The sequence below is a fragment of the Halostella limicola genome, from assembly GCF_003675875.1.
GTDB lineage: Archaea > Halobacteriota > Halobacteria > Halobacteriales > Natronoarchaeaceae > Halostella > Halostella limicola.
In genome coordinates, this window is the sequence record NZ_RCDI01000003.1 from 52877 (window position 1) to 78741 (window position 25865).

The window sequence follows — 25865 nt, forward strand, 5'->3', positions numbered from 1 at the left end:
CATGTCCGAGAACGACCCCATCGGCTGGAGCGAGCAGGTCGACGTCCTGTCGCCCGACCGCCTCCGCGAGCAGTTCCCCGAGTACGAGGACCAGATCGTCCACGCGGCGACGAGACCCGCGGAGGACGCGGAGTACGTCGACGCGGCGTCGGTGCTCGGCCCCGACCTGGCCGCGGACCTCGGTCACGACCTCTACACCCACCAGGCCGAGGCGATCGAGCGCCTGCTGGACGGGGAGAACGTCGCCGTCGCCACGTCGACGGCCTCCGGGAAGACCTACGTCTACGCGCTGTACTTCGCGCTCCTGAAGCGGGAGAACCCCGACGCGCGGGCGCTCTTCTGCTACCCGACGAAGGCCCTGTCGCGAGACCAGGAGCAGGCGCTGAACGACCTCTACGACGACCTGAACGTCGACGTGACGGTCGCGACCTACGACGGCGACACGCCGCGGGACCGCCGGCGGGCGGTCCGCGAGAACGCGGACGTGATCGTCTCGAACTTCGCCGGGATCAACGTCTACCTCGGCCACCACGAGAAGTGGCGCGACGCCTTCGCGAACTGCGAGCTGCTCGCGGTCGACGAGTCCCACACCTACACCGGCGTCCACGGGATGCACGTCGCGTGGACGCTCCGCCGCCTCCGCCGCGTGCTCGACTACTACGGGAGCGACCCCCGCCTCGTCTGTACCACCGCGACCATCGGCAACCCCGCCGAGCACGCCGAGGCGCTCACCGGCGAGGCGTTCTCGGTGGTCGACGACGACGGCAGCCCCCGCGGCGAGCGCCGCATCGTGTTCTGGGACCCGCCGTTCGACGACGACCTCGCCGAGGAGTTCGACATGGAGGAGTTCCTCGGCGCGAAGCGCAGCGCCAACAGCGAGGCCAGCGACGTGCTCGCGCACCTCGGGCTGAACGGCGTCCAGACGCTCATGTTCGCGCGGTCGCGCCAGGGCACCGAACTCGCCGCGAAGTCCGCGGAGCGCGCCGCGGGCGAGCACCCCTCCGGCGGCTACCTCTCGGTCGAGCCGTACCACGCCGGCCACGGCAAGGAGAGCCGGCGGAGCACGGAGTACCGGCTCAAGTCCGGCGACGTAGACGGCGTCGTCTCGACGAACGCGCTGGAGCTGGGCATCGACGTCGGCTCCGTCGACGCGACGGTGGTCGCGGGCTACCCCGGCACGCGCCAGTCGTTCTGGCAGCAGGTCGGCCGCGCCGGCCGCGGGACGGCGGACGCGCTCTCCGTGCTGGTCGCCCGCGCGGACGCCATCGACCAGTACGTCCTCGACGACCCCGACTACCTCCTCGGCGACGCGATGGAGGACGCGGTCGTCGACCTCGACAACAACGTCGTGTACGCCCGCCACCTGCTCTGCGCAGCCGAGGAACTGCCGCTCACGCGCGACGATTCGCGCTGGTTCGGCGGCGAGGAGCGCCTCGAACGCGCCGTCGAGATGTGGAAGGACGCCGGCCGGTTCGTCGGCCACCTCGACCACGGCGTCCAGTACGACGGCGCGCCGCGACCGCAGGCCGACATCTCGATGTACGCCACCTCCGGCGAGCAGTTCGACGTCCGGTGTGAGGACGGCGAGATAGACATGGAGCCGATCGACCGCGAGCGCGCGTACCGCGACTTCCACCCCGGCGCGATCACGCTCCACGACGGCACCGAGTACGAGGTGGTGGAACTGGAGGAGGACGTTCCCCACCCCTACGTCACCGTGCGCGAGGCCCGCACCAACGAGTACACGCAGACCCTCTCCGAGAAGTCCGTCTCCGACCTCGACGTGCAGCGCGAACGCGACCTCGGCGACGGCTACCGGCTCTGTTTCGGCACCGGGACGGTGCGGATCCACTACAGCCACTACAAGCGGATCGAGATCGCGACGGGTCGTACGAAGGGCCCGCCGGAGCCGACCGGCCTCCCGCCGATCGACCTCCGGACGCAACTGATGTGGATCGAGACGCCGCGGGACCTGTTCCGGCGCGTCGTCGACGACATCCCGGACGAGCAGTTGGCCGAGCCCTCCGGCTCCGCGTCGCTCGGCACGAAGGAGTGGACGTTCCTCGGCGGCCTCCACGGCGCGGAGCACGGCATGATCAAGCTCGCGCCGCTGGAACTGCGGATGGACAAGGGCGACATGGGCGGCCTGAGCATCAATCGCCACCCCGAGACTGAGGTGCCGACGTGGTTCATCCACGACACGGTCGAGGGCGGCATCGGCTTCGCGAAGGGCATCTACGAGCACGCCGAGGCCGTGATGGCCCGCACCCGCGAGCGGGTCGCCACCTGCGACTGCGACGGCGTCAACGGCTGTCCCGCCTGCCTGATGGACGTGCAGTGTGGCAACGGCAACGAACCGCTGCACTCGCCCGCGACGGTGCGCATCCTCGACGCGGTGCTGTCGCGGATGGACTGACCGACCGAACCGGTTCGGCGAAAGCAGCCCGGGGACGTGGCGTCTCACCGGATCCATGTCCCGTCGGTCCGAAACCGCTCGCGAAGATCTCTCGTCGCTCCGCCGAATCGTCAGCGGCCGCTCCGAGTACGCGATCGCGGCGGTCGGCCTCGCCGCCGGCGGCGCGGTCGGCGGGACCGACTACGCCGCCTTCGGTGCGCTGTTCGGCTTCTTCCTCGGCAAGTCACTGACGAGCATGCTGCGGACCGTCTCGAAATAAGAACGACCGCGGCGCGAAACGACTGCGGTCAGTCCGACTGCTCGCCGCCGTCCGCGAGCATCGTCTCCCGGCGCTCCTCGAACCAGTCCCACTCCTTCGTGCGGAGGCCGTGCTCGCCGAGGTCCCACGGGTCGCCGGAGCCGACGCGGGGGCCTTCGAGCCAGGACTGGACGAGGTTCCAGACGAAGATTATCTGGCCGATCGCGAGCACGAACGCCCCGAGCGTGGCCGCCTGGTGCAGGTCGACGAAGTACCCGAGCGGGCCCGTCGTCAGCTCGTACGTCGCGTACCGGCGGGGCATCCCGCCGTAGCCGAGCAGGACCATGGGGAAGAACGTGAGGTTCGTGCCGACCATCGAGAGCCAGAAGTGCCACTTCGCGAGCGTCCGCTGGTACCAGCGGCCGGTGACCAGGGGGAACCAGTAGTAAATCCCCGCGAAGACGGCGAACGCGATGGCGCCCATGATGACGTAGTGGAAGTGCGCGACGACGTGGTACGTGTCGTGGAGCACGAGGTCGACGGGGATCGCCGCCTCGAAGACGCCCGTGACGCCGCCGATGATGAAGTTCGCGATGAAGCCGATGCAGAACAGCATCGGCGCGGTCAGTCGCAGCGCCCCGTTCCACATCGTCGTGATCCAGTTGAACGTCTTCACGGCGCTCGGGATGGCGATGGCGATGGAGACGGCCATGAAGCTGGCGCGGAGCCGCGGGTCGATGCCCGTCGCGAACATGTGGTGGGCCCACACGCCGAACGAGAGGACGCCGAGCGCCAGCGTCGAGTAGACGACGAACTTGAACCCGAACAGCTTCCGGCCCGAAAAGCGCGGCAGGATGAGGCTTATCAGGCCCATCGGCGGGAGGACGAGGATGTACACCTCGGGGTGGCCGAAGAACCAGAACAGGTGCTGCCAGAGGATGGTGCCCCCGCCCTCCGCGGCGAAGAAGGTCGTCCCGAAGTTCCGGTCCAGCAGCAGCATGACGATCGCGCTACCCAACAGCGGGAACGCGAAGATGATCTGTCCGGACTGGACGAGCACGGTCCACGAGAACAGGTCGAGGTTGCTCCAGCCGACGTCCTCGCTGCGCTCGGTGAAGATGGTCGCGACGAAGTTGATCGCGCCCATCGTCGCCGAGACGCCGGTGAGGTGCAGGCCGAGCAGCATCAGGTCGACGCCGGGGTTCGTCTGTTCGGCCGACAGCGGCGGGTAGATGGTCCAGGCCGTCTGCGCGCCCTCGATCCCGGTGAACGGTTCGAGGAGGATGCCGCCCCAGATGAGCAGCGCGCCGGGCGGCAGCAGCCAGAACGCGATCGCGTTGATCCGCGGGAACGCCATGTCGTCCGCGCCGATGAGCAGCGGGATGAGGTAGTTCGAGAACGCCGCGAGGATCGGCGTCCCGAACAGGAACAGCATCGTGATGCCGTGACTCGTCAGCAGGGCGTTGTAGGTCCCCGTCGAGAGCACCGCGGAGCCCGGCGTGGTCAGTTCCGTCCGCATCAGGATGACGGCGATGCCGCCCCACGCGAACGACAGCAGCGCGAAGGCCCCGTACAGGAGGCCGATGTCCTTGTGGTCGACCGTCGTCAGCCACCGGACGAGACCGCCCGGCTTCTCGACGTGCTCGCGCTCCGTCGCTCCGCCGCCGCCGGACCGCGCAGGGTTGTACGACCGCCACTCTTCGATCGTTCCGATCCATCGAAAGACGAGAAACAGGAAGAGTCCGGTAACCGCCGTTAGAGCGAGTTGTACCGACGTCGATGCCATGCGGGGCCGTTTTTCAGCCCTTCATAAAGGCAGTTTCCCGGCACATGTTCGGGCCAGTGGCGGCGATACCGTTCGCGATGTCGACACTACGGCGCCCGCTGAATACATATAACCCGCGACGGCCGGTCGAGGATATGCCTGTAGCCACTTGACCCATACCGAGAGGGATCGTTGGAAGTAGTAGACGATGAACTCCACACTCACCACCACCGAACTCGCCGCCGACTCCCAGCCCGTCAGTCAGACCGTCGTCCTCGCCGTCGCCGAAGCCACCGGCGACGACCCGCTGGAGCTTCCCCCGCTGTTCGACACGATCGACCCCGACGCGCTGAACAAGCTCTTCGACTCGTCGGCGTTCGGGGCGGACGGGCGGGAGGGACAGGTGGAGTTCACCTACGCTGGCTGTGACGTGACGGTCCGCGGTGACGAGCGCGTCGCCGTCTCCCCCGTCGCGGAACAGTCCGCCCGCGTCGCGCCGACGATCTCCTCCGATTGATTCGAGCCATCCAGTCTCTGCGCGCACCGCTTGCCGCGCCCGTCACTCTCCGATCGCCGAGGAACACTCCCCCACTCTATCTCTCACGACCGATCGCGAGCCGTCGGACTCCGCCAGCGGTCGGCGCCCGCGTGGCAACGCGGACCGCATATCTCAGATCCGACTCGTTTCGGTCTGCGGATCCTCACGCGTCGGAAAACGCCATCGAAACCTCTAACCGGCCGAAATCGACCCGAGAACCTGTTTTACGGCTGATATAGCAGGCCTCGTCTGAATACATATAACCCGCGCGGACGGGGCGAGTATATGCGTGTAGCCACTTGACCCATACCGAAAGAGATCGTTAGAGGAGGTATACGATGAACGATCTCATCACGAAGCGAACCGCGGACGCCGACCCCGTCAGCCAGACCGTCCTCTTCGCCGTCGCCGAAGCGATCGGCGACGACCCGCTCGAGCTTCCCCCGCTTTACGACGCGATCGACCCCGACGCGCTGAACAAGCTCTTCGACTCGTCGGCGTTCGGCGCCGAGCGTGGAGACGGTACCGTCGAGTTCGCGTACGCTGGCTGCGACGTGAGCGTCCGCGCGGACGGCCGCGTCACGGTCGTCCCCGGCGCGGAATCAACCGCCGCCGCGTCACCCGCTGTCACCTCCGACTGAGTTTCTCCTGCTCCCGTTCCGGCCGCTTTTCTCCGAGCTTTTTCTCTCGTTATTGCCTCGCCGCACTGTTCGCCGCCTCCCTTTCTCTCGGTCGCGCCAGCTGAGTCGACGTTCCGCGGCGCCCGCGCCGTCCCCATCACCGCGAATCCTCCCGCTTTCCGCCCGCGCGCTCGATCGCTTGCCGCGGGGACGGCTGTCGGCGTTCGATCGCCGCGGCGGATCGAGGCGGCGGAGCGGCACCGTGATCGGAAACGGCCGCTTCCGGCCACACCACGCGGTTCTGTGGCCGTTCGGCGACTCGTCGGTATCGCTGATATGACGACCGAGCCGCTGAATACACATAGCTCCCCCGTCCCGGAGAGGGAATGTCTCTAGCCACTCGGCCCATACCGAGAGGGATCGTTGGAGGTAGTAGACGATGAGCGTCGAACTGCCTACCCACACCGAACGCACCGCCGAGAACGATCCCGTCAGCCAAACCGTCGTCCTCGCCGTCGCAGACGCGACCGGCGACGACCCGCTGGAGCTCCCCCCGCTGTTCGACACGGTCGACCCCGACGCGCTGGACAAGCTCTTCGCCGACCGGATCGACGGGACGGAGCGCCTCGGCGGCCGCTTCGAGTTCGCGTACGCGGGCTGCGAGGTGAGCGTCCACGCCGACGGGACCGTGGACGTCGTTCCGGTCGCGGAGGAGACCGCCGGCGCCGCGCGAGCGGTCATCTCCGACTGAGCCGCCCCCGCGTCGACCGAGATTCGGTCACCGCTCCCCGTTGACGCTGCCCTCCGAGGCCCGCTGACGCCCGCTCCCCTCCCCCACTGACGCTTCCGGCCCTCCACCACGCCGTTGCGCCCTCCGCGCTCCCCCGACCGTCCCCTCCCCGGTCCACACCGCTGACGCTTTCGCCCCCCGATCCGCCCTCGCTGACGCCGTCTCCCCTCCCTCCGCCCTCCCCACCGCGCCGCTCCGCCCGCTCCCCGCTGACGCCTCTCTTCAGCTCTCTCGACAACCGCCGTTCTTCTCCCACGCCCTTTCTCTCGCCGCGCGACCGACCATCCGCCGCAGGCGACTCCGCCGCCGCGCTCGCATCGCTACGGCGAAGCCGCCACGAGGAACCACGTTTCGGGCCGCTCGTCGAGGCGCTCTACGACGAAGCCGGCCGCGTCGAGGTGCCCGCGAACCTCGTCGGGACCGTAGCGCTCGTCGGTCGGCGGGCCGGACTCGCCGGCGCCGTCGGCCGACCAGTCCGCGAGCACCAGTCGGCCCTCCGGCCGGAGGACGCGCCGGAGTTCGAACAGCGCCGCAGCGCCGTAGAACTCGTGGTACGTCATCGTCGAGACGACGGCTGCGGCCTCGTCGTCCGGGAACGGCAGGTCCGCGGCGTCGGCGGTGACGAGGTCGACGTTCTCCGGGACGCCCTTCTCCCGGTAGCGGTCGTGCATCGCCTCCTGCACGTCGACGGCGTGGACGCGGTCGGCGCGCTTCGCGACGTCGTCGGTGTAGAAGCCCGTGCCGCTGCCGAGGTCGACGACCGTCCCGCCGTCGGGGATCGGACCCAGCAGCTCCTCGACGGAGCAGTGGCGGTAGCGGAAGGCGGCGTCCTCCAGTCGGTCGGCGTTCTCGGGGTCGTACGTGTGAAATCCCATACGTCCCCTTGGACAAGCAGGGGTTTCAGTGGACCGGGGCGGGGAGCGGCTGGCCGAGTCGGCTGCGGCGAGTGATCGGCCGCGGGAGGTAGCGGCCGCGAGCGGCCGTCCGATCAGTCGTCGCTCGGCGCCGCGTTCGGACTGGTCGGGTCGACGACGCCGTCGGCCCACGTGCCCCGGAGGAAGTACAGCCCGGCCGCGGCGGCCATGAGCGCGTTCGCCGCGGCGACGCCGTACCAGACGCCCATCGCGCCCATGTCGAGCGGCCCGACGAGCGCGTACGCGAGCGACGCCCGGAAGACGATGAAGCCGAAGAACGCGAACACCATCGCGAGGCGCGTGCTCCCGCTGCCGCGGAAGCCCCCCTGGACGACGTAGAACACCCCCATGAAGACGTACGACGCGCCGACCACCCGGAGGTAGTCGCCCCCGATGGCGATCACCTCGGCGGCGCTCTCGCCGGTGATGAACACGCCGACGATCGGTTCGGCGAAGGCGTAGACGCCGGCGGACAGCGCGAGCAGACAGACGACGATGATCGCCGTCGCCGCGTACACGCCGCGCTCGGCGCGGTCCGGCTGGTCGGCCCCGAGGTTCTGCCCGACGACCGTCTCGACGCCGCGGGCCAGTCCCAGCGCGGGCAGGACGACCATCGAGGTGACGCGGGTGCCGATACCGTAGCCGGCGACGGCGTCCGCGCCGACGAGCGCGACGAGAGCGGTCACGACGGTGGTGCTCACGGCGACCATGCTCCGCTCGACGCTTGCGGGCGCGCCGATCCGGACGATCTTCCGGACGGTGTCGGACCGGAGCACGAAGTCGGACGGTGAGAGGCTGATGCCGACGCGGCCGGACAGCAGCAGGGCGACGCCGATCGCGGCCCCGATCCCGCGGGTGATGATGGTCGCCAGCGCCGCGCCGCGGACGCCGAACCCCGAGAAGCCGGTCGCCGCGTACAGCGACGCTTCGAGCGATTCGAGGCCGGTCCACGCGAACAGGACGTTCCCCTCGAACCCGAGGATGAAGAAGGGGTCGGCGACCACGTTGAGGAAGACGCCGAACGCCATCAGGTACAGCGGCGTCCGGGTGTCGCCCCACCCCTGCAGGAGCGCCTGGAAGATGAAGAAGCCGAAGACGAACGGCAGGCCGAGGAACATCGTCCGGGTGTACGCGAGCGACAGCGCGAACTCCTCGGAGCCGGGAGGCGCGCCGACCAACTGGAGAAGCCACGGCGCGGCGGCGTATCCGACGACCGACAGGACGGCCGACACGACGACGACGAAGGTGATGGTCTGGCCCGCCACGCTCGCGATCCGGTCGGTGTTCCCCGCGCCCTTGTTCTGGGCGACCAGCACCGTCCCCGCGACGGTGAAGCCGGCCGCGAGCGCGATGACGAGGAAGACGATCGCCCACGAGAAGGAGATGGCGCTCACCGCCGCCTGCCCGAGGCGGCCGACCCAGAAGGTGTCGGCCAGGTTGTACCCCACCTGCAGCAGGTTCGTGACGACGATGGGAAGCGAGAGGAGGACGAGCGGCTTCACCAGCGCGCCGTTCACCACGTCGACGGCGCGGTCGTCGCCGGCCCCGCTCATTCGTCGTCCTCCGCGACCAGCCTATCGACGTAGCGGTGCAGTTCCTCGCGGACGGCCGCCGCCTCGTCGCCGAACTCGGTCGTCGCCCCGCGGACCATCGCCCCCTCGAACGTCGTCTGGAGGTGGGCCGCGGCGGCGTCCGGGTCGACGTCGCGGAAGTCGCCGCGCTCTATCCCCTCGGCGACGACCTTCGCCACCTCCGACCGGAAGAACCGGTCGCTCTCGGTGAAGTGGTCGCGGTAGGCCTCGTCGTGAGCGGCCTGCGCCCGGAGTTCGACCATCGCCTTGCGGAACTCGCGGCGCTCGTCGTCGATGTCGACCGGGACCACGTAGTCGATCAGCGACCGGAGCCGGGGTTCGGGATCCTCGCTCTCCCACCGCGGGACCGTCTCCCGGTAACGGTCGAGCATGAACGAGAGGAAATCGAGCAGGAGGTCGTCCTTGCCGTCGTAGTGGTGGTACAGCAGCGACTTGCTCTTCGAGAACTCGTCGCCGATCCGCTGGATCGTCAGGCCCGCGTACCCGTGCTCGCAGAGCGCTCGGTAGGTCGCCTGCATGATGGCCGCCCGGGTGTCGTCGGGCGCGTCCTCGAACAGGTCCGTCCCCATTGTTGAATAAACGTTCATTCAGCCGTTTAACGCTTGCCGTTCGACCTCGCCGGGCGCGTTCCCTCCCGCGTTTCAGTTCCGGTAAATAATGACAAACGTTATAAAGTGTAAGACGGTACCACGGGCCATAGCGCGATGATAGACCTCGATATCGACATGCGGCAGTACGACTGCCCGTTCATCGACACGACGGACGACGAGGACATCGCGTTCTCCGCCGTGCAGTGGCAACTGGACACGGACGCCGAGCGACTGGAGACCCGTCTCGTGGCCAAGGCCGACTCGCGGGGCGCCCTCGACAAGGGGCTGCACACCCTCCGGGACCACCGGAACATGAAGCAGTGCTCCATCCTCTCGAAGCGGGAGAACGTCGCCCAGATAGCGACCGCGATCGAGGAGACGAACGCGATGCGGACGATAGAGCGCAACGGCGGCTACATCACCGGGCCGTTCCAGATCGAGGACGGCCGCGAGCACTGGCACGTCGGCTTCGACGACGACGCCACCGAGGACGAGACCCTCGCGGAACTCGACCGACACAACGACTTCCGGGTCGAGACCAGGGACCACTTCGACGCGACGACGCTGTTCGACCTGATCGAGAACTCCGACAGCGCGCTCAACCTCCTCGACGGCTGCCGGTCGCTCACCGACACGGAGCTCGAAACCCTGCAGACGGCGGCGGAACGCGGCTACTACCAGTCCCCCCGAGAGACGACGCTCGGCGACCTCGCTGACCACTTCGACGTCTCGAAGACGGCCGTCTCGACCAACCTCCGGCGCGGCGAACGCAAGGTGCTGGAGGCCGCGATGTCCGCGATGACGGGCCTAGACGACCGGCTCTGATACCGGCCGCACCGAGTGGTTCGCGAACCGACCGTTTTACGGGGCGGCGCGGCGTCGGACGTGACGACGTGGAGACAACACACGAGGTGCACGTCGGCGACGCCCGCTCGATGGCGGAGCTTGCGGACGACAGCGTCGAACTGGTGGTGACCTCGCCCCCGTACCCGATGATCGAGATGTGGGACGAGACGTTCGCCAGCCTCGACCCGGCCGTGGGCGAGGCGCTTGACGCGGCCGACGGCGACCGGGCGTTCGACCTGATGCACGACCTGCTGGATGAGGTGTGGGCGGAGGTCGCCCGCGTGCTCGTCCCGGGCGGCATCGCCTGCGTCAACGTCGGCGACGCCACCCGCTCTATCGGCGACAGCTTCCAGCAGTTCCCGAACCACGTGCAGGTCACGGAGACGTTCCGCGATCTGGGCTTTCAGGCGCTCCCGGACGTGCTCTGGCGCAAGCCGACGAACAAGGCGAGCAAGTTCATGGGCTCCGGCATGCTGCCGCCGAACGCCTACGTCACCCTGGAGCACGAGTACGTCCTCGTGTTCCGCAACGGCGGCTCCCGGCGGTTCGAGCCGAACGCGACGCGGCGCTACGAAAGCGCCTACTTCTGGGAGGAGCGCAACGAGTGGTTCTCCGACGTGTGGACCGACGTGCGCGGCCGGACGCAGGAGCTCGACGACGCGGTCGATCCGGAACTGCGCGAGCGCTCCGGCGCCTACCCGCTCGCCATCCCGTACCGCCTCGTCAACATGTACTCCGTGCGCGGCGACACCGTGCTCGATCCCTTCTGGGGCACGGGCACGACGACCGCGGCGGCGATGGCGAGCGCGCGGAACTCCGTCGGCTACGAGCTCTCGCCGTCGTTCGTCGAGGCGTTCGACGACTACGTCGACGACGTCCCCGCGCTCTCGAACGCGATCAACGAGCGCCGCCTCGCCGACCACCGCGAGTTCGTCGCGGAGGTCCGGGCGGACGGCGACTCGCTGGGCTACGAGGCCGAGCACTACGACGCGCCGGTACGGACGAAACAGGAGCGGGAGATCCGGCTGTACTCCGCCGCGGACGTCCGGCAGACGGAGACGGGGTACGCGGCGACGCACGAACCGTTCTGACGGACGGAACGGCCGTCCCCCGGGGCGGTCCGCGGCGACCCGTGTCGGCTAGATGATGTACCACTGCCTGAGCAGCGTCTCGACGGCGTCGAACGTACGGAACCCGACGCCGAAGACGAGCGCGGCCGGAACCAGGCTCGCGAGCGCCGCCCGGTCGGTGCTCGCGTCGTGGACCGTGGCGATCCCGACGACCAGCAGCGTGGCGGCGTAGAAGCCACAGAGCGCCCGCACCTCGGGGATCGGGACGCCCGCGAAGACGCAGGGTGCGGCGCTGTAGGCGATGGTCTGTACCGTCTGGCTGATCCCGGCCCGGTCCGGGACGAACGGCATCAGCAGTACCGTCTCCAGCGCCGCGGTCAGGTGGAGCGCCGCCGGGGCGACGAGGACCACGGCGACGCCGAGCCACAGCACCGCCGACAGCGCCCGCTGGCCGGCGACGACGGGGTAGGGGTCCGCGACCAGCGCGTATCGAAGCAACTCCTCGACCAGTACGACGGCCATCGCGAACACGAGTCCGGGAGCCTGATCCCCCGGCGCGACGGCGGTCCGGAAGAACCGCTTCGGGCGCGTCAGCACCTCCGCCCAGGCGCGGACGAGCGCCCGGGGGCCGCGGTCCCGGCCGCCCGTCGGGTTCTCGATCCACTGGGTCACGAGACCACCTCGCGGGAGTGCGGTCCGGCGGCGAACACGTCCATAGTGACACACGTCGGGGCGGGGAGTAAAGCCGTTCCCCTTCAGCGCTCCGGGCGGACGAACGGACCGACCGAGACGGTGTACCACATGATCGTCGAGATGCGGAAGATGTGGACGAGCAGCACTATCAGGGGGCTCAGAACCACCCCGAGCGCGATGCTCACCACCCAGGGGAGCGCGGTCGGGTTGACTGACGTGTCCGCCCCCGTCCGATAGACGAACCCCACGTAAAACGCCGCGAGAAGCGCGACGAATCCCGTGATAGCGACCTGCCGGGACACCTTCGCGAGGTTCTGCTGGATCGTCAGCGTCTTGAAGTACTGCCGGACGATGGAGGTCGCCTCCAGGAGCTGCAGCGCCTCGTCAAGCGTCTCACGGTCGGCGTCGTCGAGGTCGTCGCCGCGGGCCCGCTGGAGTCGTTCCGTCTCGGCGACGAGGTCGGCGTACCGCGCCCCGAGCATGCTCGTCAGGACGTTCGTCGCCCTGTCGTTCTCCGTGACGGCGGCGATCCGCTCGCCGTATTCCGCGACCGCCAATCCGTACTCGTCTACCTCTGACTGGAGGTCGGGCGCGTAGTCCCCGCCGAGCCGATCGGCGTGGGCCATCAGCCCCTCGCCGATCCGGGCGAGAAACTGCCCCGGGTCGGTGGGGATCGCGGCCTCGGACGTGATGTCCGCTACCGTCCCGCGAACCTCGCGGGTCCCCTGAAACTCGTCGCGGAGCCCCTTCGGCGACCCGAACACCCGCGAGAGGATGAGCTGGTTGATCGACAGCACGACGGTGATCAGAGTGAACAGACCGGCGACAGCGCCGCTGCCGAACGCCGTCCCGGCGAGGCTCTTCGGATCGACCGTGAGGAGGTCGATCCATATCAGCCCGCGGGTGAGCAGGACGACGCCGACGAGGAGCGCTGCCGCGAGGGTCTCCCGATGGAGATCGAGAAACACCTGCTGGGTGAGGCGGTCGCGGAGCGACCGCTCGCCGTCGCTCGTTAGCTCGGTCACGTAACGTCGTAGGACGCGGACGGCCGAAAGGGTCGGGAAACGGCGATTCAGTGACCACTCGCCGCGCTGAGGATGCCGCCGAAGCGCCCTCGTCGACCGCCTACCGGTTCACCGCGCCGACGTTCTCCTCGCTCTCGAACGACTCGGGGTCCGGTTCGATGTTCGCGTACTGCACCGCCTGCTCCCCGAGTTCGCGGACACGCTCCTCGACCCCGTCGTCGACGAACGCGCCGTCGCTGAACGCGCTGTGGGACTTCGGCACCGCGGCCTGATGGGGGATGACCCAGGCGTCGAGCGCGCGACAGACCGACCGGAGGTGCTCCAGCGCGGTGATGGGGAAGCTCCCGCCCGCCACCGCGAGCAGGCCGACGGTCTTGTTCTCGAACTCGTCGAACCCGCAGTAGTCGAGCGCCGTCTTCAGCGGCGACGAGTACGAGCCGTGGTACATCGGGCTCGCAAGCAGGATGGAGTCGGCCTCTCGCACCGACGCCTTCAGCCGCTTCGCGTCCTCGGGGTCGGCCTCGTCCGGATCGAGCATCGGTAGGTCGTACTCCCGGAGGTCGAGCAGTTCCGTCGTCCCGCCGGCGCGGTCGGCCGCGTCCAGCGCGCTGTCGAGCGCCCTGCGCGACGCGCTCGCCTCGCGGAGGCTCCCGGCGATACCGACGACGCGTACGTCTTCGGACATGGCCGGGAGTTCGACGGAGACGCACTAAGAGGCACCGACCCCGACGGATCGGTGTCGGTGAGCGGGTCGGTCACGACGCCGGGCTTCGGACGCCGGATCGCACCAACGCTAAGGCGGTGGTGCTCGTACTCACCGGACATGCGGACCCTCGACCGCCTCTCGTTCGAGACGGAGGAAAGCAAGGAGATCTACCAGTTCGTGGAGCGTCACGGCACCGCGGCCCGACACCGAGTGCGGGAGATGGTCTCGCTCCCGGCCGAGGAGTTCCGCGAGGAACTGGAGCGGCTCACCGACAGCGGGTACGTCGCGGAGGAGGGCGGGACGCTCCGGATCGCGGTCGACGCGGGGACCGCCGAGCAGTACGCGACCGACGACGTCACGTACGCGATCCGCCCCGCGCACGGCGAGGACTTCGAGCCGCTCGTGGACGCCATCCGCGACGTGACGGAGACGTCCGACTACGTCGTGGCGGAGACCGTCGCCGAACAGCTCCTCTACGAGGACACCGTGACCCGGCACAACACCGTCGAGTCCCGCGTGTTCTTCGTCGCGGTCGACGGCGGCGACGTGATCGGCTGGACGCACCTCGACCTCCCCCAGCTCGAGAAACTCGACAACGTCGCGCAGCTGACCGTCGGCGTGCGCGAGGCGTATCGGGGGATGGGCATCGGCAGCCATCTCCTCGAGCGTGCCGCCGAGTGGGCGAGGGCCAACGGCTACCGCAAGGTGTACAACAGCGTGCCGGCCGTCAACGACGAGGCGATGGCGTTTCTGGAGGCCCACGACTGGCACACCGAGGGGATCCGCCGGAACCACTACACGCTTGACGGCGACCTCGTCGACGAGGTGATGATGGCCCGCGAGCTCTGAGCGGTCACCGCCGCAGCCGCGCGACACCGCGCTCCGCGTCGAACTCGACGAGGCCGTCGTCCTCCAGATCGCGGACGAGGTCGCGGAGCCACTCCCGCGTGGCCTCGCCCTCGCCGTCTGGGTTGTAGTCCACGCGGACGCGCGGCCCCAGCTCGTCCAGCGCGAGTTCGTCGTACTCGCCGAGCAGGGAGACGACTTTCCCGCGGAACTGCCGGCGGCTCCCCTCGAACGAGGGCTGGGTCGGCACGTCCGGCGCGGTGAAATCCCCCGTCTCGTAGGCCGCACACCAGTCGCGCCACGGACACCCCGCCGCGTCGCAGGCGGGCGTCTTCTCGCAGGCGACGCCGCCGAGCTCCATGACGGCGTTGTTCCACACCCGGGACTCGCCGGCCGGCATCAGCTCCCGCGCGACGCGCTCGAACTCGCCGTCGTCGTCCGGCACGTCGAACGCGCGGTACAGCACCCGCTTGACGTTGGTGTCGACGACGGCGTCGCCGTTGTCGAACGCGAAGCTCGCGACGGCGTTGGCGGTGTACGGCCCGACGCCCTGCAGCTCCTGTAGCTCCTCGGGCGTCTGCGGGAACTCGCCGCCGAACGCCTCCGTCACCTGGTCGGCCGCCTCGTGGAGGTAGCGCGCCCGGTTGTTGTACCCGAGGCTGTGGTCGGTCCAGAACCCGACCACGTCCGCGCGGTCGGCCGCCGCGAGGTCGGCCGCGGTCGGCCAGCGCTCCAGGAACTCCGCCCACGCCGTCTCGACGCGGCTCAGCTGGGTCTGCTGGCTCATCACCTCTGAGACGAGGATCTCGTAGGGGTTCTCGGTCCGCCGCCAGGGGAAGTCCCGATGGTCGGCCTCGTACCACTCGATCAGGGCGTCCCGGACGGCGTCGACGTCCGCGGACAACGGGGACTCGTCGGCCTCGCTCATCGGCGTCGAGTTACGACGCGACCGGCATACGCCTGCCGGTCGCGGCCGGGAGGAACGTTTATTTCACGTCGCTGACCTCATACGGCTATGGAAGGCACCGACCTGATCGTTCTGGGCCTCGTCGTCGCCATCCTCCCGTTCGCCCTGTCGCTGTTTCTCGCGGCCGGCCCGCTCCTCTGGATCGGCCTGGGCGGCGCGCTCGTCGTCGCGGGCATCCTGACGGAAGTAGCCAGCGAGACGGACGGCGCGGACCGAGTCACCCCGACGAACTGCCCCGGGTGCGGCAGTCCGAACGACCCGGACGCGGACGCCTGCGGCCACTGCGGGCGCTCGCTCGACGCGTAGCGTCGGCGGTCGCGGGGACTCGAAAACCGTATGCCGCGCGCCCCCTACTCCCCCGGTATGAGCCTCGACGACCTGAACGACGACGTGGAAGCCGCCTACGCCGACATCGACGAGGGCCTCGACGTCGCGCTCGACGAGGAGACCAAGCGCGAACTCACGATGCTCGTCGCCGCCCTCGACCCCGAAGAACCCGAGGACCTGGTCCGCCGCGCCGTCCACCTGCTCTTCCAGTCGACGGTCGAGTCGGGCAAGCTCGACTTCCACCTGCGGAGCACCTACGACGTGACGTACGACGAGTACCTCTCCGGCATGACGTTCGAGGAGATGACCGGCGGGAGCTTCCCCCAGCCCCAGCAGAAAGACGAGCGGCGCTACCAGTTCTAGGCGTGTTCCACCCCGACTTTCCCGAACTGAACGCGGTCGAGGGCGGCCTCGCGCTGTTCGCGCTGCTCGTGGCCCTCGTGGTCGTCGGCGCAGTGCTCGCGTACCGCGTGTTCGCGCACGACGAGAAGGGCGTCAACCGCCTCGACGGCCGCGTCGACGCCGCCTTCCGCGCCGGCCTGATCGTCGGCGCGCCGGCGATGGCGCTCGGCCTCGTCGGCGTCCTCGGCGACCGGTACGTCGGGGGCACCCTCGCGACGGTCGGGTTCGCGCTGCTCGTGCTCGGCACGGGCGTCGTCACGCTGACCGTCGGTGGGTTCGTGGCGAATCTGATCGTGCTCTCGCAGACGGCCGACCGGTGAGGGCGCGATCGAACGTCCCGAACCGAAAACGCGAAGCCGTCCCGCGTCTGTCCGGCGGACGATGCCTGACCGAAATCCCGATGGGGACGCGGGGGTCCTCGCCTACGTCGCGTTCCTGATCGCTGCGGTCTTTATCGGCCCGCTAGAAGCGGTCCTCGCGGTCGCGCTGTACTGGCTGTTCGACCACGACGAGGACGAGCCCGCTACGGCGAACGGCGCGGAGTGACCGCCGAGACGGACCGAGCCGGCGATCGCGGAGCGACTCTTCGGCGCCCCGGTCTCAGACGCTCGCCGCCGGCGTCGCGGCCGCAATGGCCTCGTGAAGCAGGTCAGCGCCGATGTCGATCTCCCGTTCGGTCACGTCGAGCGGCGGGAGCAGGCGGAGCGTGCGGTGACCGCACCCGAGCGTGAGGAGGCCGCGGTTCAGCGCCGCCTCCATCACGTCGTCGCGGCACCCCTCGCTGTCGAAGTCGACGGCGACCATCAGGCCCTTGCCGCGGACGTCCGTGACGACCTCGCCGTCGGCCTCGCGGAGCCGGGATTGCAGTTGATCGCCGCGCTCGACGGCGTTGTCCATGAGGTCGTGCTCCTCGATGGCGTCGAGCGTGAGCACGCCCTGCATCGCGGCGACCACGTCGCCCGCGCCCCACGTCGAGGAGAGGCGGCCGCGCTCGTCGGGGAACATGTCGTCGTTCGCGATGGTCGCGCCGACGCGCAGACCCTTCGCGCTGGAGATGACGTCGGGTTCGATCGGGTAGTGGTCCGACCCCCACATCTCGCCGGTACGGCCGACGCCGGCCTGGATCTCGTCGGCGACGATCGGGATGCCGTGCTCGTCGCAGACCGCCTGGACCTCCCGCATGAACGCGTCGCTGGGGAAGCGGTAGCCGCCCTCGCCCTGGATCGGCTCCATGATGAGGAAGGCGACCTCGTCGGGGTCGATGTGGCCGGTGCTGGGGTCGAGCTTCCGGCGGAGGACGGAGGGGTCGTCGGCCTCGCCGGGGAAGAACCCGCACGTGCAGTTACCCGGCGCGCAGTCCTCGTCGCCGCAGAAGGGAACGTCGTGGACCGTCGAGACCTCGGGGAAATCGCGCCGGTACTTCCCCTTCGAGCGGTTGAGCGAGAGCGCGCCGAGCGTGCGGCCGTGGAACGCGCCGTCGAAGGTGATCGCGTACTTCGCGCCGTCCCGGTTGTCGTAGCAGACCTTCATGGCGTTCTCGACCGCCTCGGCGCCGGAGTTCGAGAGGAACACGGTGTCCATGTCGTAGTGGTCCGTGAGGTCGGTGAGCCGGTGCATCAGCTGGGTGGGACCGGGGAACTCCGGGTCCTCGGGCGGCCACCCGCCGCTGGCGTAGAAGTCCTGCCCGGCGAACTTGAGGGGGTCGACGAGGTCGAACTCTCGCAGTTTGTCCATGATCTTGGGGTTGTTGTACCCGAGCGGCGCCGCGGCGACGTGGCTCGTGAAGTCGAGCAGCACGTTTCCGTCGACGTCCGTGCAGAAGGGACCCTCCGCGTCGGCCGTCACGTCCCAGACGAAGTCGTAGACGTACGTCGTGGTCGCGGCGGCGTCGCGATGGTGTGCTGCCCACTCTCGGGCTCGTTCGCCCGGCATCTCCGTGACCTGGGGCTCCGCGGTGTGGCGGTCCATAGGTCCCAGTACAGGGAGGTATCTTTTAAATAATTCGTTACGGTTCCCGCAATTCTTACAGCACCGCGACGAGCGAGACGGCCCCGGCGCCGACGAGCAACACGGCGCTCCAGAGCGCGACGCGGTAGGCGAACGACCGGCTCGGGCCCATCAGCGTGAGGAACGCCTTGACCATGATCGACGACGCGGTGGCGAGCAGGATGCCGAACACGGCCGTCGTCTGGTCGACCGTGCCGCCGCGGTAGAGCACGACGGCAGAGGTCGTGCCGCCCGCACTGGAGACCAGCCCGGAGATGAACGTCGCGACGTAGAACCCCGCCGAGCCGAACTGCTGCTGGCCGACGGCGCCGGCGACGATGACGAGCGCGAAGATCGCGCCGAACCCGAGCGCGTTCCGCAGGGAGAACGGGTCCTCCAGGTCCATCTCGACCGACTCGGACCAGTCGGCGGTGTACGCCGCGATGGCGAAGCTGCCGACGATCACGGCCCCGAGCGGCAACACCGCGTCGACGAGCACGTCGGGGAAGGTGAACGCGACGGCGATGGCGAGGTTGCGAACCGCCATCGCCGCGTCGGCGAGCAGGATGGCGGCCACCGCGTACGAGGCGGCGCTCGGCGTCTGTCGCACGTGGTCGAGCATCGTCCCGACGACGGCCGTCGACGAGGCGAGGCCGCCGAAGAAGCCGGTGACGGCGATGCCGCGGCCGCCGTACGTCTGCACCACGACGTAGTTGACGATGCCGATGGCGGCGACGGTGACGACCATCAGCCACACCACGCGCGGTTCGAACGCCACCGTGACGGGGTCGTAGCCCACCGTCACCTCGCCGGACGGGAGCAGCGGGTAGACGACGAACGCGAGGATGGCGAACTCCGTCGCGGACTGCATCTCCTCGCGGGAGAGGTTCCCCGCGAAGCGGTGGAGCTCCCGCTTCAACACGAGCAGTTGCGAGGAGAGGACGGCGACGGTGACGCCCTCCAGAACGTGGCCCGCGGTGACCAGCACGCCGACGCCGTAGGCGACGAGCATCGAGACGGACGTTGTCAGCGAGAGGCCCGCCTCCTCGGGGTCGGTGAGCAGCCCCTGCGAGGCGAGCAGTATCCCCTGGACGATGACGAGGACGCCGCCGACCACGAGCAGCGCCGGTTGGTCGAGCACGGTGAACACCGCGCCGAGCAGGCCGACTAGCGAGAACGTCCGGATACCGGCCGACTTGTGCGACCACTCCCGTTCGAGACCGAGGAACAGCCCGAGCGCTCCGGCGAGCACGATACGAGCGACGGTGCTCTGTAGCGGATCGGACGCGACCTGAGCGACGAGTACCGACACTGTTGGCCCTACAGTGTTCGGAAAGTTAAGTATTGAGCGTCGATCCGTCCCGAGCGACTGCCGCCCCCGTCGGAGCGCCGGGATGGCCGCTCCCCGTCTCTCGCGATCGCCGACCGCCACCGCGGAAACCGGGCCTATACGTCGACGTACTGGCTCTCCCAGTCGCGACGCGCCTCTATCTCGCGCCGCCCGCGGCGGGTGAGCGTGTAGAAGTTGGTGCGCCGGTCACGCTGTCCCTTCTCGACGAGCCCCTTGTCGACGAGCGTGTCGAGGTTCGGGTACAGGCGCCCGTGGTGTATCTCCTTCTCGTAGTACGCTTCGAGTTCTTCTTTGATCGCGAGCCCGTGTGGTTCCTCCTCCCCCGCGATGACGAACAACAGGTCTCGCTGGAATCCTGTCAGGTCGTACATTGGTTAAGTACGCACTGATGTTGTTATTGGAATAAAATAAGTATAACGACTCTTCCCCGAGATCGGGTCGATAGGGCTTCTTACGCCGAGTTTTGCGCGGGTATCAACCCTAACGTATCTGACTGAAGCGCGTAGAGCGAGCGGTAACACGTCGTTTACAACGCGCGAGCCGTTTCTCCGGGCGGGCACGTACGCTTATCTCGACGGACGACGTAGGCGAGGTATGGCAGAGGAAGTACTCTTCGAATCCGAGGGGAAGCGTAGCCGATCGGACGTGGCGGCGATGCTCCGTGGCGTCGCGGACAAACTGGAAGCGGGCGAGCCGGTGACGGTCTCCGAGGGCGACCGCTCGATCACGGTCGACCCGCCGTCCTCGCCGACGTTCGAGGTCAAAGCCGAGCGGGAGACGGGGTCCGGCCCCGACGAGATGAGCATCGAGTTCGAACTGGAGTGGGACGAGAACGAGAGCGGCGGCGACGGCTCCGACGGCGACTTACGCATCGAGTGACGCGCGCCACGAGGTAGCCGACAGCTCTTTTCGCAGCGCGACCGCTCTCCGGTGAGATGGATCGACAGTACGAGCGGCCGTCGCTCGCGACGTAGTGATTCGAATAGGAAATGGAAAGCGACCCACGCGAGTGAAAAGCGCGCGTGGGTCGCTTGCCGCCCTGAATTGGTCCCCGCTGACGCTTCGGCCCTCCAAGCGAAGCGTCACCTGAACGAAGATGCCACGATACCTTAAATGTAACGACACAGGACGAGCGATTGGTAGGTTCCGGGCGGGTTACATGTGCTCCTCTTCGAGCACCCACCCGAGGGCGCGGCGGTAGTAGCTGAACATCTGCCGGACGCCCTCGTGGTTCATCTCCTCGTCGTCCAGTTCTTCCTTCAGGAACTCGTACTGCTCCCGGATCTCCTCTTCCGATCGCATGGCCGGGGGTACGGACCCCTGCGGTAAGAACCCCGGTCCTACTCCCCTCCCTTTCTCGCTGTGAGCGGCTGTCGCGAGACGAGCGCGCAGTCGAAGGCGTCGTGCTCTGCGAAGTGCCAGACGAGCATGTGTCGCCGGCCGCCCGTCACGCCCGCGTGGCGCACGTCGTCGGCCGTGAACTCGTCGGGAAGCCGGTCGTACAGGCGGCGACACTCCGCGAAGCCGTCGAACACCTTCCGGTGGCCCGCGGAGTCCGCGCCCCGCCGTTCGACGACGTACGCGCCGTCGTCCCGGCGGGTACCGACCGTGCGGACGAACTCGCGGCGCTCCGTGAGCGCGTCCCCGAGCGCCGCGCGCAACTCTCTGGCCTGCTCCCTGGTCAGTTCGCGGCTGACGCCGCCGGCGTCGAGCACGACCGCGTCGCCGTCCGTCGCGACCGACACCGGTCGCTGGTCGGCGCGGCGTTCGCGCGAGAACGAGTCACCGTCTACCGAGTGGTCACTGTTGGTCGAGAATTTCTCGACCAGCCGCCGCGTGGCGACTTACTCTATCCCCGTCGGACGCAGTGTGAGACGACATTGCGCCCGGAGTTAGCGGGTCGCGGCGCATAAACCCCGGTGGTCGCGCAGGTCGGCCTGTCGGACCGCACTCGCCGTCGCCGGAGTTTTGACCGAGCGACGCGAACCCGCGACCATGGAGATCCGCGGCGAGCGCGAGTGTCAGAACTGCGGGACGCGGTGGTCGTACTACGACACCGGGAGCGTCACCTGTCCCGACTGCGGGAGCATGCATAGCGTCGGCGTCGACGAGGAGCGCACCCTCCACACCGCGGCCCCCGTCGACCTCGACCTGACCGAGGCGCGCGAGCGGGTGGACGCGGACCCGCTTCACCGGGTCGCGACGGCGGCGAAGGAGACGTGCCGGGAGTACGTGCGCAGCCGGGGGTTCGTCCACGCCGGCGACCTCCAGGACCTCGACGACACGTACCTGGCGGCGAACGAACTCCTGCACGCGGCCGACCTGTTCGGGCGGTCGTTCCAGCCGACCGACGAGGAGGAGTACTACTTCCTCGAACTGCTCCGCAGCGCGGACCGGGGCGAACGGCCGGACCCGGTCGACGTGCCCGACTCGATGCGCGAGGCGCGCGGGCTCGGCGTCGCCGACGCCGTGAAGGAGTACCGGAGCGAGCTCCGCCGGTGGTACGACGGCGAGGACCCGGCGGCGGAGGACGCGCTGGAGGGCGTTCGCGAGCACCAGAAGCGCCTGCGCGCCCTCGGCGGTGACGTCGAACCGAGCACGGCGGACGCGCTCGCGGCCGCGATTCGGGACCTCGCGCGGTACCTGCGGGACGACGACGAACTGGCCCTGACGAACGCGCGGGACCGGCTCGACCGGCTGGCGGAGTGACCGACTCCCCCGGCGAGGCGCCGGTCAGGAGTCGGTCGGTTCCGCCGTCGTCATGACGCCGCGGAGTATCCGGAGTTCCTCCTCCTCGGTGACGCGCTCGGACTCCATGCACGCGTGCACCATCTTGCTCACCAGGTCCGGGTCGGAGAAGGCTCCCTCGGGTGGCGACCGCTCCGCTATCCGCCCTTCTAGCGCGGCGACCCGCTCGGCGAGGTCGTCGACCTGTGCGGACAGATCCGCGATAGCGTCCGCGTCCGCGGAGGTGTCGCCGTTCGGGTGCGTTTCGGGATCGACGGACGCTGGTTCGGGATCTCGGGGCTGCGCTTCGGAACCGGCGGGTGCGGTTTCGGAGTCGTCCGAGTGCGGTTCGGGATCAGCGGCTGCGGTTTCGGAACCGGCTGACTCTCGTTCGGAACCGGGCGACGCCGGGTCGGAGTCGGCTTCCGTCCCTGCCTCGGTCCCCGGCCGGGCCTCAATGGACTCCGACTCGGCCGCGGACCGGGACGCCGAACCGCCCTCGGGCGGCGCGTCGGTGCCGTTTTCGAACAGCGACTCCACGAACGCCCGCCGGCGCGACCAGTCGAACCCGTCGATGGCGTTGACTCGCTGACTGATCGTCGCGGCGCTGACGTCGAACTGCGCCGCGATCTCCTCCTGGGTCGCGTCCGGCCGGTCGTAGACCGCGCGAAAGACGCGCTCCTGTCGGTCGGTCAGCTGTTCGAGGTCCGGGTGGGCGTCGTCGGTGGTGTGGGCGTCTGTCGTGCTCATGGTTTCGTCGGTGTCCGTCGGCGGCTCCGCCGAGCCGTTCTGGTGGTCGTTCGCGTCGTCCTGTCCGCCCTCGGCCGTCGGGTCGCCGTCCTCGTCCGCCTGCCCGTCCTCGTCCGCTGGGTCGCCGTACTCGTCGATGACCCGCTCGACGAGGTCGGCGGACGCCCCGCTGACGGCGTCCGCGAGCTCGTCGTACGACGCGTCCGGTCGCGCCTCGGCGGCCTCCAGGATCTTCTTGTGGATCACCGCCCGGGGCCCGGGGGACGCCGCCGACCGCTCTCCGCCTCGTCCGGGGTCGATCGAGTCGCTCATAGTTCCACGTGTTGGCGCTATCTGTTACCGCTCCAACAGTAATATAGCTGATCGAACGTCTCGCATCTCTCTGTGTAAGATGAACCAACGTACCCCTCAATAAATATTGTTGAGCTTCTTCTAGAAAATAACCTCGGCTTACATTTTCTGTCGTACAGGTCGCGCCGCTTCGACGGTCCGGACCGAGCGGCGGGGACGCCGGCGCCTCACGCGTCGATGGCGTCGAGGACCGCGTCGTCGAGTTGCTTCGCGTCGGTGAACACGCGGCGCCGCACCAGCAGCATGCTGGCCGCGCTGGTCAGGCCGCCGGCGGCGAACAGCAGCAGCATGATCGCGAACTGGTACTGGGCCGCGTACACCGGGTTCTCCCCCGCGATGATCAGCCCCGGGATCGTCACGATGCCGAGGCTCTTGATCCGGTCGAGCCCGGTATCAGGGCAGCGTAGACGCTGGGCGAGACGTACTCGCCGATAGCCCGCGGCGGAGGCGCTGAACGCCCCCGGGATCGCGTCGCCGTGCTCGCGGGAGATCCACGCCGCCGCGGTCGGCTCGTCGAGGCGGTTGAGCAGGTGGAGAAACGACGACTTGCCCGCTCCCGACGAGCCGATGACGGCCACCACCTCCCCCTCGCGGATCCGGAGGTCCACGCCGTCGACGATGCGCTCGCCGTCGACGACTCTGGTGAGGTCGTCGGTTTCGAGTTTCGGCGCCATCTACTCCGCACTACGGGCTGCGGGGGAAAAGGCGCAGGGGCGTCGCGGACTGGGCGGCGGCGGTCAGGGGAGTTCGACTTCGACCCCTTCCTGCATCCCCGCCGCCTTCGCCGTGTTGTAGAGGAGCATCGCGATAGTCATCGGGCCGACGCCGCCGGGGACGGGCGTGATGGCGCTCGCTTTCTCCTTCGCGCTCTCGAACTCCACGTCGCCGACGAGTTCGTACCCCTTGTCGTTGTCGGCGTCCACGCGGTTGACGCCCACGTCGACCACGACCGCGCCCTCGCCGATCATCGATCCGTCGATCATCTCCGGGACGCCGGCGGCCGCGACGACGATGTCCGCGTTCCGGGTCTTCTCGGCGAGGTCGTCGGTGCGGGAGTGACACACCGTGACGGTCGCGTTGCCGCCCTCGGCCTTCTGTACGAGGAGGTTCGCCATCGGCTTGCCGACGATCTCCGAGCGGCCGACGACGACGGCGTCTTTCCCCTCGGGGTCCACGTCGGCGGCGGCGAGGAGGCGCTGGATGCCGTGGGGCGTGCAGGGCTTGAACCGGGCGTCGCCCGCGACGAGGCGGCCGACGTTCTCGGGGTGGAAGCCGTCCACGTCCTTCATCGGGTCGACCCGCCGGAGCACTTCGCGCTCGTCGACGTGGTCGGGGACGGGCATCTGGACGAGGATGCCGTGGACCTCGGGGTCGTCGTTGAGGTCGTCGATGGTCTCGTACAGCTCCTCGGCGGGGGCGTCGGCGCCGATCTCGACGTGGATGCCGTTGATGCCCACGTCCTCGCAGGCGCGCTGTTTCATCTTCACGTACGTCTCGCTGGAGCCGTCGTCGCTCATGAGGACGGTGGCGAGACCGGGCGTCACGCCCCCGTCGGCGAGCGAGTCGATGGCGTCAGAGAGGTCGTCGCGGATATCGTCGGCCACGGCGTTGCCGTCGATGACGTGCGTCATTGGGTGAACGAGGGAGCGCGGAGCCCTTCAACCCTCGGGTTCGTGCTCATATTCAACGCCAAAAACCACCTTCTATACTCGATCGTGGATCGGATCTGTCGCGGCCGCGACGGGCCGAGCCGTCAACAGACGTTCCGCTCCGGGTCGGCACCCTGCCGAACGAACCGCGTCTCGCCGTTCTCGACCGCGACGACGGCCGCCTGCCCGCCGTACTCGTGGGTCTGGTCGTGGCCGCGGACGACCACTCGGTCGACGTCGTCCGGCACCGAGACGGTGGTCGACCGGGTGAACCCCTCCGTCCCGTGCGCGTGCGCGAGGTCGCGTCGGCCGAGGCGCTGGCCGCCGCAGGTCTCGACCTGCCACCAGTTCGCGTAGCCGTCCTCGCCGTCGTCATCGTGAACGAGGGTCACGTCGAAGCGGTACTCGCCGTCGCCTTCCGATGCGACCGCCACGCCGGTGACGTTCGCCTCGCGGAGGTCGAGGTCGTCCGGATCGGCGGACGTCGCGCCGTCCGCGTCGTCCTCCTCGTCACTCGACCCGCCGTTCGACGCCTCGTCCGTCCCGCTTCCCGGTTCCGTCGTCGCGTCGGTATCGTCGCCGCCGTCGCTGTCGTCCCCGCCGCTACCGCCGTCGCCGGTCGAACAGCCAGCGAGCGCGGCGAGAAGCCCCGCCGCGCCGGCGAGGAGAGCGCGTCTGGAGGTCACACCGGACGCTACGGGGGCGA

31 protein-coding genes are annotated in these 25865 nt (G+C 68.9%); 14 read left to right on the top strand and 17 right to left on the bottom strand.

Features of this window, described 5'->3' with window-relative positions; all coding sequences use genetic code 11:
* Window position 1 precedes the first annotated feature (1 nt).
* Window positions 2-2416 carry a DEAD/DEAH box helicase gene (locus D8670_RS13555; RefSeq protein ID WP_121818663.1) on the top strand — a complete coding sequence of 805 codons (2415 nt, stop codon included), beginning with the start codon at window positions 2-4 and terminating at the stop codon, window positions 2414-2416.
* Window positions 2417-2471: 55 nt separating this feature from the next.
* A complete protein-coding gene (locus tag D8670_RS13560; protein WP_121818664.1) occupies window positions 2472-2675 on the top strand; it encodes a hypothetical protein in 204 nt (67 codons plus the stop codon).
* 28 nt (window positions 2676-2703) lie between these two features.
* Here the strand turns inward: D8670_RS13560 and D8670_RS13565 are convergent, their stop codons facing one another.
* Entirely contained in the window at window positions 2704-4440 is a 1737-nt protein-coding gene (locus D8670_RS13565) for a cbb3-type cytochrome c oxidase subunit I (RefSeq protein ID WP_121818665.1), read from the bottom strand.
* Between the two features lie 187 nt (window positions 4441-4627).
* Between D8670_RS13565 and D8670_RS13570 the strand changes: the two genes are divergently transcribed.
* From D8670_RS13570 to D8670_RS13580, 3 genes are all read left to right on the top strand, one after another.
* Window positions 4628-4936, top strand: coding sequence for a DdfA family disk-determining factor (locus tag D8670_RS13570; RefSeq protein ID WP_121818666.1), 309 nt, complete (start codon window positions 4628-4630; stop codon window positions 4934-4936).
* A gap of 359 nt (window positions 4937-5295) precedes the next feature.
* Complete coding sequence (locus D8670_RS13575; protein ID WP_121818667.1) at window positions 5296-5598, top strand: DdfA family disk-determining factor; 303 nt, start codon at window positions 5296-5298, stop codon at window positions 5596-5598.
* A 418-nt stretch (window positions 5599-6016) separates the two neighbouring features.
* A complete protein-coding gene (locus D8670_RS13580) occupies window positions 6017-6328 on the top strand; it encodes a DdfA family disk-determining factor (RefSeq protein WP_121818668.1) in 312 nt (103 codons plus the stop codon).
* A 359-nt stretch (window positions 6329-6687) separates the two neighbouring features.
* Here D8670_RS13580 and D8670_RS13585 read toward each other — a convergent pair whose 3' ends face one another.
* The 3 genes from D8670_RS13585 to D8670_RS13595 all read right to left on the bottom strand — a co-directional run bounded on the left by D8670_RS13585 (window position 6688) and on the right by D8670_RS13595 (window position 9442).
* Complete coding sequence (locus D8670_RS13585) at window positions 6688-7242, bottom strand: class I SAM-dependent methyltransferase (RefSeq protein WP_121818669.1); 555 nt, start codon at window positions 7240-7242, stop codon at window positions 6688-6690.
* Between the two features lie 113 nt (window positions 7243-7355).
* Window positions 7356-8834 (bottom strand): MATE family efflux transporter, encoded by a 1479-nt coding sequence (locus tag D8670_RS13590; protein WP_121818670.1) that lies wholly within the window; start codon window positions 8832-8834, stop codon window positions 7356-7358.
* Window positions 8831-9442 (bottom strand): TetR/AcrR family transcriptional regulator, encoded by a 612-nt coding sequence (locus D8670_RS13595; RefSeq protein ID WP_121818671.1) that lies wholly within the window; start codon window positions 9440-9442, stop codon window positions 8831-8833. Before D8670_RS13595 ends, D8670_RS13590 begins: the two co-directional genes overlap by 4 nt.
* A 135-nt stretch (window positions 9443-9577) precedes the next feature.
* Here D8670_RS13595 and D8670_RS13600 point away from each other — a divergent pair, with 135 nt between their 5' ends.
* Window positions 9578-10288 (top strand): helix-turn-helix domain-containing protein, encoded by a 711-nt coding sequence (locus tag D8670_RS13600; RefSeq protein WP_121818672.1) that lies wholly within the window; start codon window positions 9578-9580, stop codon window positions 10286-10288.
* A 68-nt stretch (window positions 10289-10356) separates the two neighbouring features.
* Entirely contained in the window at window positions 10357-11400 is a 1044-nt protein-coding gene (locus D8670_RS13605; protein WP_121818673.1) for a DNA-methyltransferase, read from the top strand.
* A gap of 48 nt (window positions 11401-11448) precedes the next feature.
* On the opposite strand, the gene D8670_RS13610 is transcribed toward D8670_RS13605, so the two are convergent.
* The 3 genes from D8670_RS13610 to D8670_RS13620 form a co-directional block, all read right to left on the bottom strand.
* On the bottom strand, window positions 11449-12051 hold the full coding sequence (locus D8670_RS13610) for a YIP1 family protein (RefSeq protein WP_121818674.1): 603 nt from the start codon (window positions 12049-12051) through the stop codon (window positions 11449-11451).
* Window positions 12052-12134: 83 nt separating this feature from the next.
* A complete protein-coding gene (locus tag D8670_RS13615) occupies window positions 12135-13097 on the bottom strand; it encodes a DUF7972 family membrane protein (RefSeq protein WP_121818675.1) in 963 nt (320 codons plus the stop codon).
* A 100-nt stretch (window positions 13098-13197) separates the two neighbouring features.
* A complete protein-coding gene (locus D8670_RS13620) occupies window positions 13198-13782 on the bottom strand; it encodes an NADPH-dependent FMN reductase (RefSeq protein WP_121818676.1) in 585 nt (194 codons plus the stop codon).
* Window positions 13783-13920: 138 nt separating this feature from the next.
* Here D8670_RS13620 and D8670_RS13625 point away from each other — a divergent pair, with 138 nt between their 5' ends.
* Window positions 13921-14652 (top strand): GNAT family N-acetyltransferase, encoded by a 732-nt coding sequence (locus D8670_RS13625; protein ID WP_121818677.1) that lies wholly within the window; start codon window positions 13921-13923, stop codon window positions 14650-14652.
* Between the two features lie 4 nt (window positions 14653-14656).
* On the opposite strand, the gene D8670_RS13630 is transcribed toward D8670_RS13625, so the two are convergent.
* Complete coding sequence (locus tag D8670_RS13630) at window positions 14657-15577, bottom strand: HhH-GPD family protein (protein ID WP_121818678.1); 921 nt, start codon at window positions 15575-15577, stop codon at window positions 14657-14659.
* A gap of 87 nt (window positions 15578-15664) precedes the next feature.
* Here D8670_RS13630 and D8670_RS13635 point away from each other — a divergent pair, with 87 nt between their 5' ends.
* The 4 genes from D8670_RS13635 (at window position 15665) to D8670_RS21020 (ending at window position 16891) form a co-directional block, all read left to right on the top strand.
* On the top strand, window positions 15665-15922 hold the full coding sequence (locus D8670_RS13635) for a zinc ribbon domain-containing protein (protein ID WP_121818679.1): 258 nt from the start codon (window positions 15665-15667) through the stop codon (window positions 15920-15922).
* Window positions 15923-15979: 57 nt separating this feature from the next.
* Window positions 15980-16306 (top strand): ribbon-helix-helix protein, encoded by a 327-nt coding sequence (locus D8670_RS13640; RefSeq protein ID WP_121818680.1) that lies wholly within the window; start codon window positions 15980-15982, stop codon window positions 16304-16306.
* 2 nt (window positions 16307-16308) lie between these two features.
* Entirely contained in the window at window positions 16309-16665 is a 357-nt protein-coding gene (locus D8670_RS13645; protein WP_121818681.1) for a hypothetical protein, read from the top strand.
* Window positions 16666-16726: 61 nt separating this feature from the next.
* Complete coding sequence (locus D8670_RS21020) at window positions 16727-16891, top strand: hypothetical protein (RefSeq protein ID WP_162994305.1); 165 nt, start codon at window positions 16727-16729, stop codon at window positions 16889-16891.
* Window positions 16892-16945: 54 nt separating this feature from the next.
* Here D8670_RS21020 and D8670_RS13650 read toward each other — a convergent pair whose 3' ends face one another.
* The 3 genes from D8670_RS13650 to D8670_RS13660 all read right to left on the bottom strand — a co-directional run bounded on the left by D8670_RS13650 (window position 16946) and on the right by D8670_RS13660 (window position 20053).
* Window positions 16946-18313, bottom strand: a complete 1368-nt coding sequence (locus D8670_RS13650; RefSeq protein WP_121818682.1) for a class-III pyridoxal-phosphate-dependent aminotransferase — start codon at window positions 18311-18313, stop codon at window positions 16946-16948.
* A gap of 55 nt (window positions 18314-18368) precedes the next feature.
* Window positions 18369-19643, bottom strand: a complete 1275-nt coding sequence (locus tag D8670_RS13655; RefSeq protein WP_121818683.1) for an MgtC/SapB family protein — start codon at window positions 19641-19643, stop codon at window positions 18369-18371.
* Window positions 19644-19777: 134 nt separating this feature from the next.
* A complete protein-coding gene (locus D8670_RS13660) occupies window positions 19778-20053 on the bottom strand; it encodes a PadR family transcriptional regulator (protein ID WP_121818684.1) in 276 nt (91 codons plus the stop codon).
* Window positions 20054-20276: 223 nt separating this feature from the next.
* On the opposite strand from D8670_RS13660, the gene D8670_RS13665 reads away from it, so the two are divergent.
* Entirely contained in the window at window positions 20277-20561 is a 285-nt protein-coding gene (locus tag D8670_RS13665) for an amphi-Trp domain-containing protein (RefSeq protein WP_121818685.1), read from the top strand.
* Window positions 20562-20837: 276 nt separating this feature from the next.
* Here D8670_RS13665 and D8670_RS21025 read toward each other — a convergent pair whose 3' ends face one another.
* Together D8670_RS21025 and D8670_RS13670 are read right to left on the bottom strand one after the other, a co-directional pair.
* Entirely contained in the window at window positions 20838-20984 is a 147-nt protein-coding gene (locus D8670_RS21025; protein ID WP_162994306.1) for a hypothetical protein, read from the bottom strand.
* 38 nt (window positions 20985-21022) lie between these two features.
* Window positions 21023-21427 carry a DUF7528 family protein gene (locus D8670_RS13670; RefSeq protein ID WP_121818686.1) on the bottom strand — a complete coding sequence of 135 codons (405 nt, stop codon included), beginning with the start codon at window positions 21425-21427 and terminating at the stop codon, window positions 21023-21025.
* 250 nt (window positions 21428-21677) lie between these two features.
* Here D8670_RS13670 and D8670_RS13675 point away from each other — a divergent pair, with 250 nt between their 5' ends.
* On the top strand, window positions 21678-22391 hold the full coding sequence (locus D8670_RS13675; RefSeq protein ID WP_121818687.1) for a DUF7117 family protein: 714 nt from the start codon (window positions 21678-21680) through the stop codon (window positions 22389-22391).
* A 24-nt stretch (window positions 22392-22415) separates the two neighbouring features.
* On the opposite strand, the gene D8670_RS13680 is transcribed toward D8670_RS13675, so the two are convergent.
* The 4 genes from D8670_RS13680 to D8670_RS13700 all read right to left on the bottom strand — a co-directional run bounded on the left by D8670_RS13680 (window position 22416) and on the right by D8670_RS13700 (window position 25845).
* Complete coding sequence (locus D8670_RS13680; RefSeq protein ID WP_121818688.1) at window positions 22416-23471, bottom strand: sigma factor-like helix-turn-helix DNA-binding protein; 1056 nt, start codon at window positions 23469-23471, stop codon at window positions 22416-22418.
* A 206-nt stretch (window positions 23472-23677) separates the two neighbouring features.
* On the bottom strand, window positions 23678-24184 hold the full coding sequence (locus D8670_RS21745; RefSeq protein ID WP_310732531.1) for an ABC transporter permease: 507 nt from the start codon (window positions 24182-24184) through the stop codon (window positions 23678-23680).
* A 63-nt stretch (window positions 24185-24247) separates the two neighbouring features.
* A complete protein-coding gene (locus D8670_RS13695) occupies window positions 24248-25141 on the bottom strand; it encodes a tetrahydrofolate dehydrogenase/cyclohydrolase catalytic domain-containing protein (protein ID WP_121818689.1) in 894 nt (297 codons plus the stop codon).
* A gap of 122 nt (window positions 25142-25263) precedes the next feature.
* The gene (locus D8670_RS13700) at window positions 25264-25845 is read right to left on the bottom strand and encodes a hypothetical protein (protein WP_121818690.1); all 582 of its coding nucleotides are present in this window, start codon (window positions 25843-25845) and stop codon (window positions 25264-25266) included.
* Window positions 25846-25865 lie beyond the last annotated feature (20 nt).

Coding starts and splice junctions, on each gene's coding strand:
- D8670_RS13585 (WP_121818669.1), bottom strand. CDS start 7,242: ATGGGATTTCACACGTACGACCCCGAGAACGCCGACCGACTGGAGGAC.
- D8670_RS13620 (WP_121818676.1), bottom strand. CDS start 13,782: ATGTCCGAAGACGTACGCGTCGTCGGTATCGCCGGGAGCCTCCGCGAG.
- D8670_RS13680 (WP_121818688.1), bottom strand. CDS start 23,471: ATGAGCGACTCGATCGACCCCGGACGAGGCGGAGAGCGGTCGGCGGCG.
- D8670_RS13675 (WP_121818687.1), top strand. CDS start 21,678: ATGGAGATCCGCGGCGAGCGCGAGTGTCAGAACTGCGGGACGCGGTGG.
- D8670_RS13660 (WP_121818684.1), bottom strand. CDS start 20,053: ATGTACGACCTGACAGGATTCCAGCGAGACCTGTTGTTCGTCATCGCG.
- D8670_RS13640 (WP_121818680.1), top strand. CDS start 15,980: ATGAGCCTCGACGACCTGAACGACGACGTGGAAGCCGCCTACGCCGAC.
- D8670_RS13695 (WP_121818689.1), bottom strand. CDS start 25,141: ATGACGCACGTCATCGACGGCAACGCCGTGGCCGACGATATCCGCGAC.
- D8670_RS13665 (WP_121818685.1), top strand. CDS start 20,277: ATGGCAGAGGAAGTACTCTTCGAATCCGAGGGGAAGCGTAGCCGATCG.
- D8670_RS13600 (WP_121818672.1), top strand. CDS start 9,578: ATGATAGACCTCGATATCGACATGCGGCAGTACGACTGCCCGTTCATC.
- D8670_RS13630 (WP_121818678.1), bottom strand. CDS start 15,577: ATGAGCGAGGCCGACGAGTCCCCGTTGTCCGCGGACGTCGACGCCGTC.
- D8670_RS21025 (WP_162994306.1), bottom strand. CDS start 20,984: ATGCGATCGGAAGAGGAGATCCGGGAGCAGTACGAGTTCCTGAAGGAA.
- D8670_RS13575 (WP_121818667.1), top strand. CDS start 5,296: ATGAACGATCTCATCACGAAGCGAACCGCGGACGCCGACCCCGTCAGC.
- D8670_RS13590 (WP_121818670.1), bottom strand. CDS start 8,834: ATGAGCGGGGCCGGCGACGACCGCGCCGTCGACGTGGTGAACGGCGCG.
- D8670_RS13650 (WP_121818682.1), bottom strand. CDS start 18,313: ATGGACCGCCACACCGCGGAGCCCCAGGTCACGGAGATGCCGGGCGAA.
- D8670_RS21020 (WP_162994305.1), top strand. CDS start 16,727: ATGCCTGACCGAAATCCCGATGGGGACGCGGGGGTCCTCGCCTACGTC.
- D8670_RS13570 (WP_121818666.1), top strand. CDS start 4,628: ATGAACTCCACACTCACCACCACCGAACTCGCCGCCGACTCCCAGCCC.
- D8670_RS13635 (WP_121818679.1), top strand. CDS start 15,665: ATGGAAGGCACCGACCTGATCGTTCTGGGCCTCGTCGTCGCCATCCTC.
- D8670_RS13580 (WP_121818668.1), top strand. CDS start 6,017: ATGAGCGTCGAACTGCCTACCCACACCGAACGCACCGCCGAGAACGAT.
- D8670_RS13555 (WP_121818663.1), top strand. CDS start 2: ATGTCCGAGAACGACCCCATCGGCTGGAGCGAGCAGGTCGACGTCCTG.
- D8670_RS13625 (WP_121818677.1), top strand. CDS start 13,921: ATGCGGACCCTCGACCGCCTCTCGTTCGAGACGGAGGAAAGCAAGGAG.
- D8670_RS13565 (WP_121818665.1), bottom strand. CDS start 4,440: ATGGCATCGACGTCGGTACAACTCGCTCTAACGGCGGTTACCGGACTC.
- D8670_RS21745 (WP_310732531.1), bottom strand. CDS start 24,184: ATGGCGCCGAAACTCGAAACCGACGACCTCACCAGAGTCGTCGACGGC.
- D8670_RS13560 (WP_121818664.1), top strand. CDS start 2,472: ATGTCCCGTCGGTCCGAAACCGCTCGCGAAGATCTCTCGTCGCTCCGC.
- D8670_RS13595 (WP_121818671.1), bottom strand. CDS start 9,442: ATGGGGACGGACCTGTTCGAGGACGCGCCCGACGACACCCGGGCGGCC.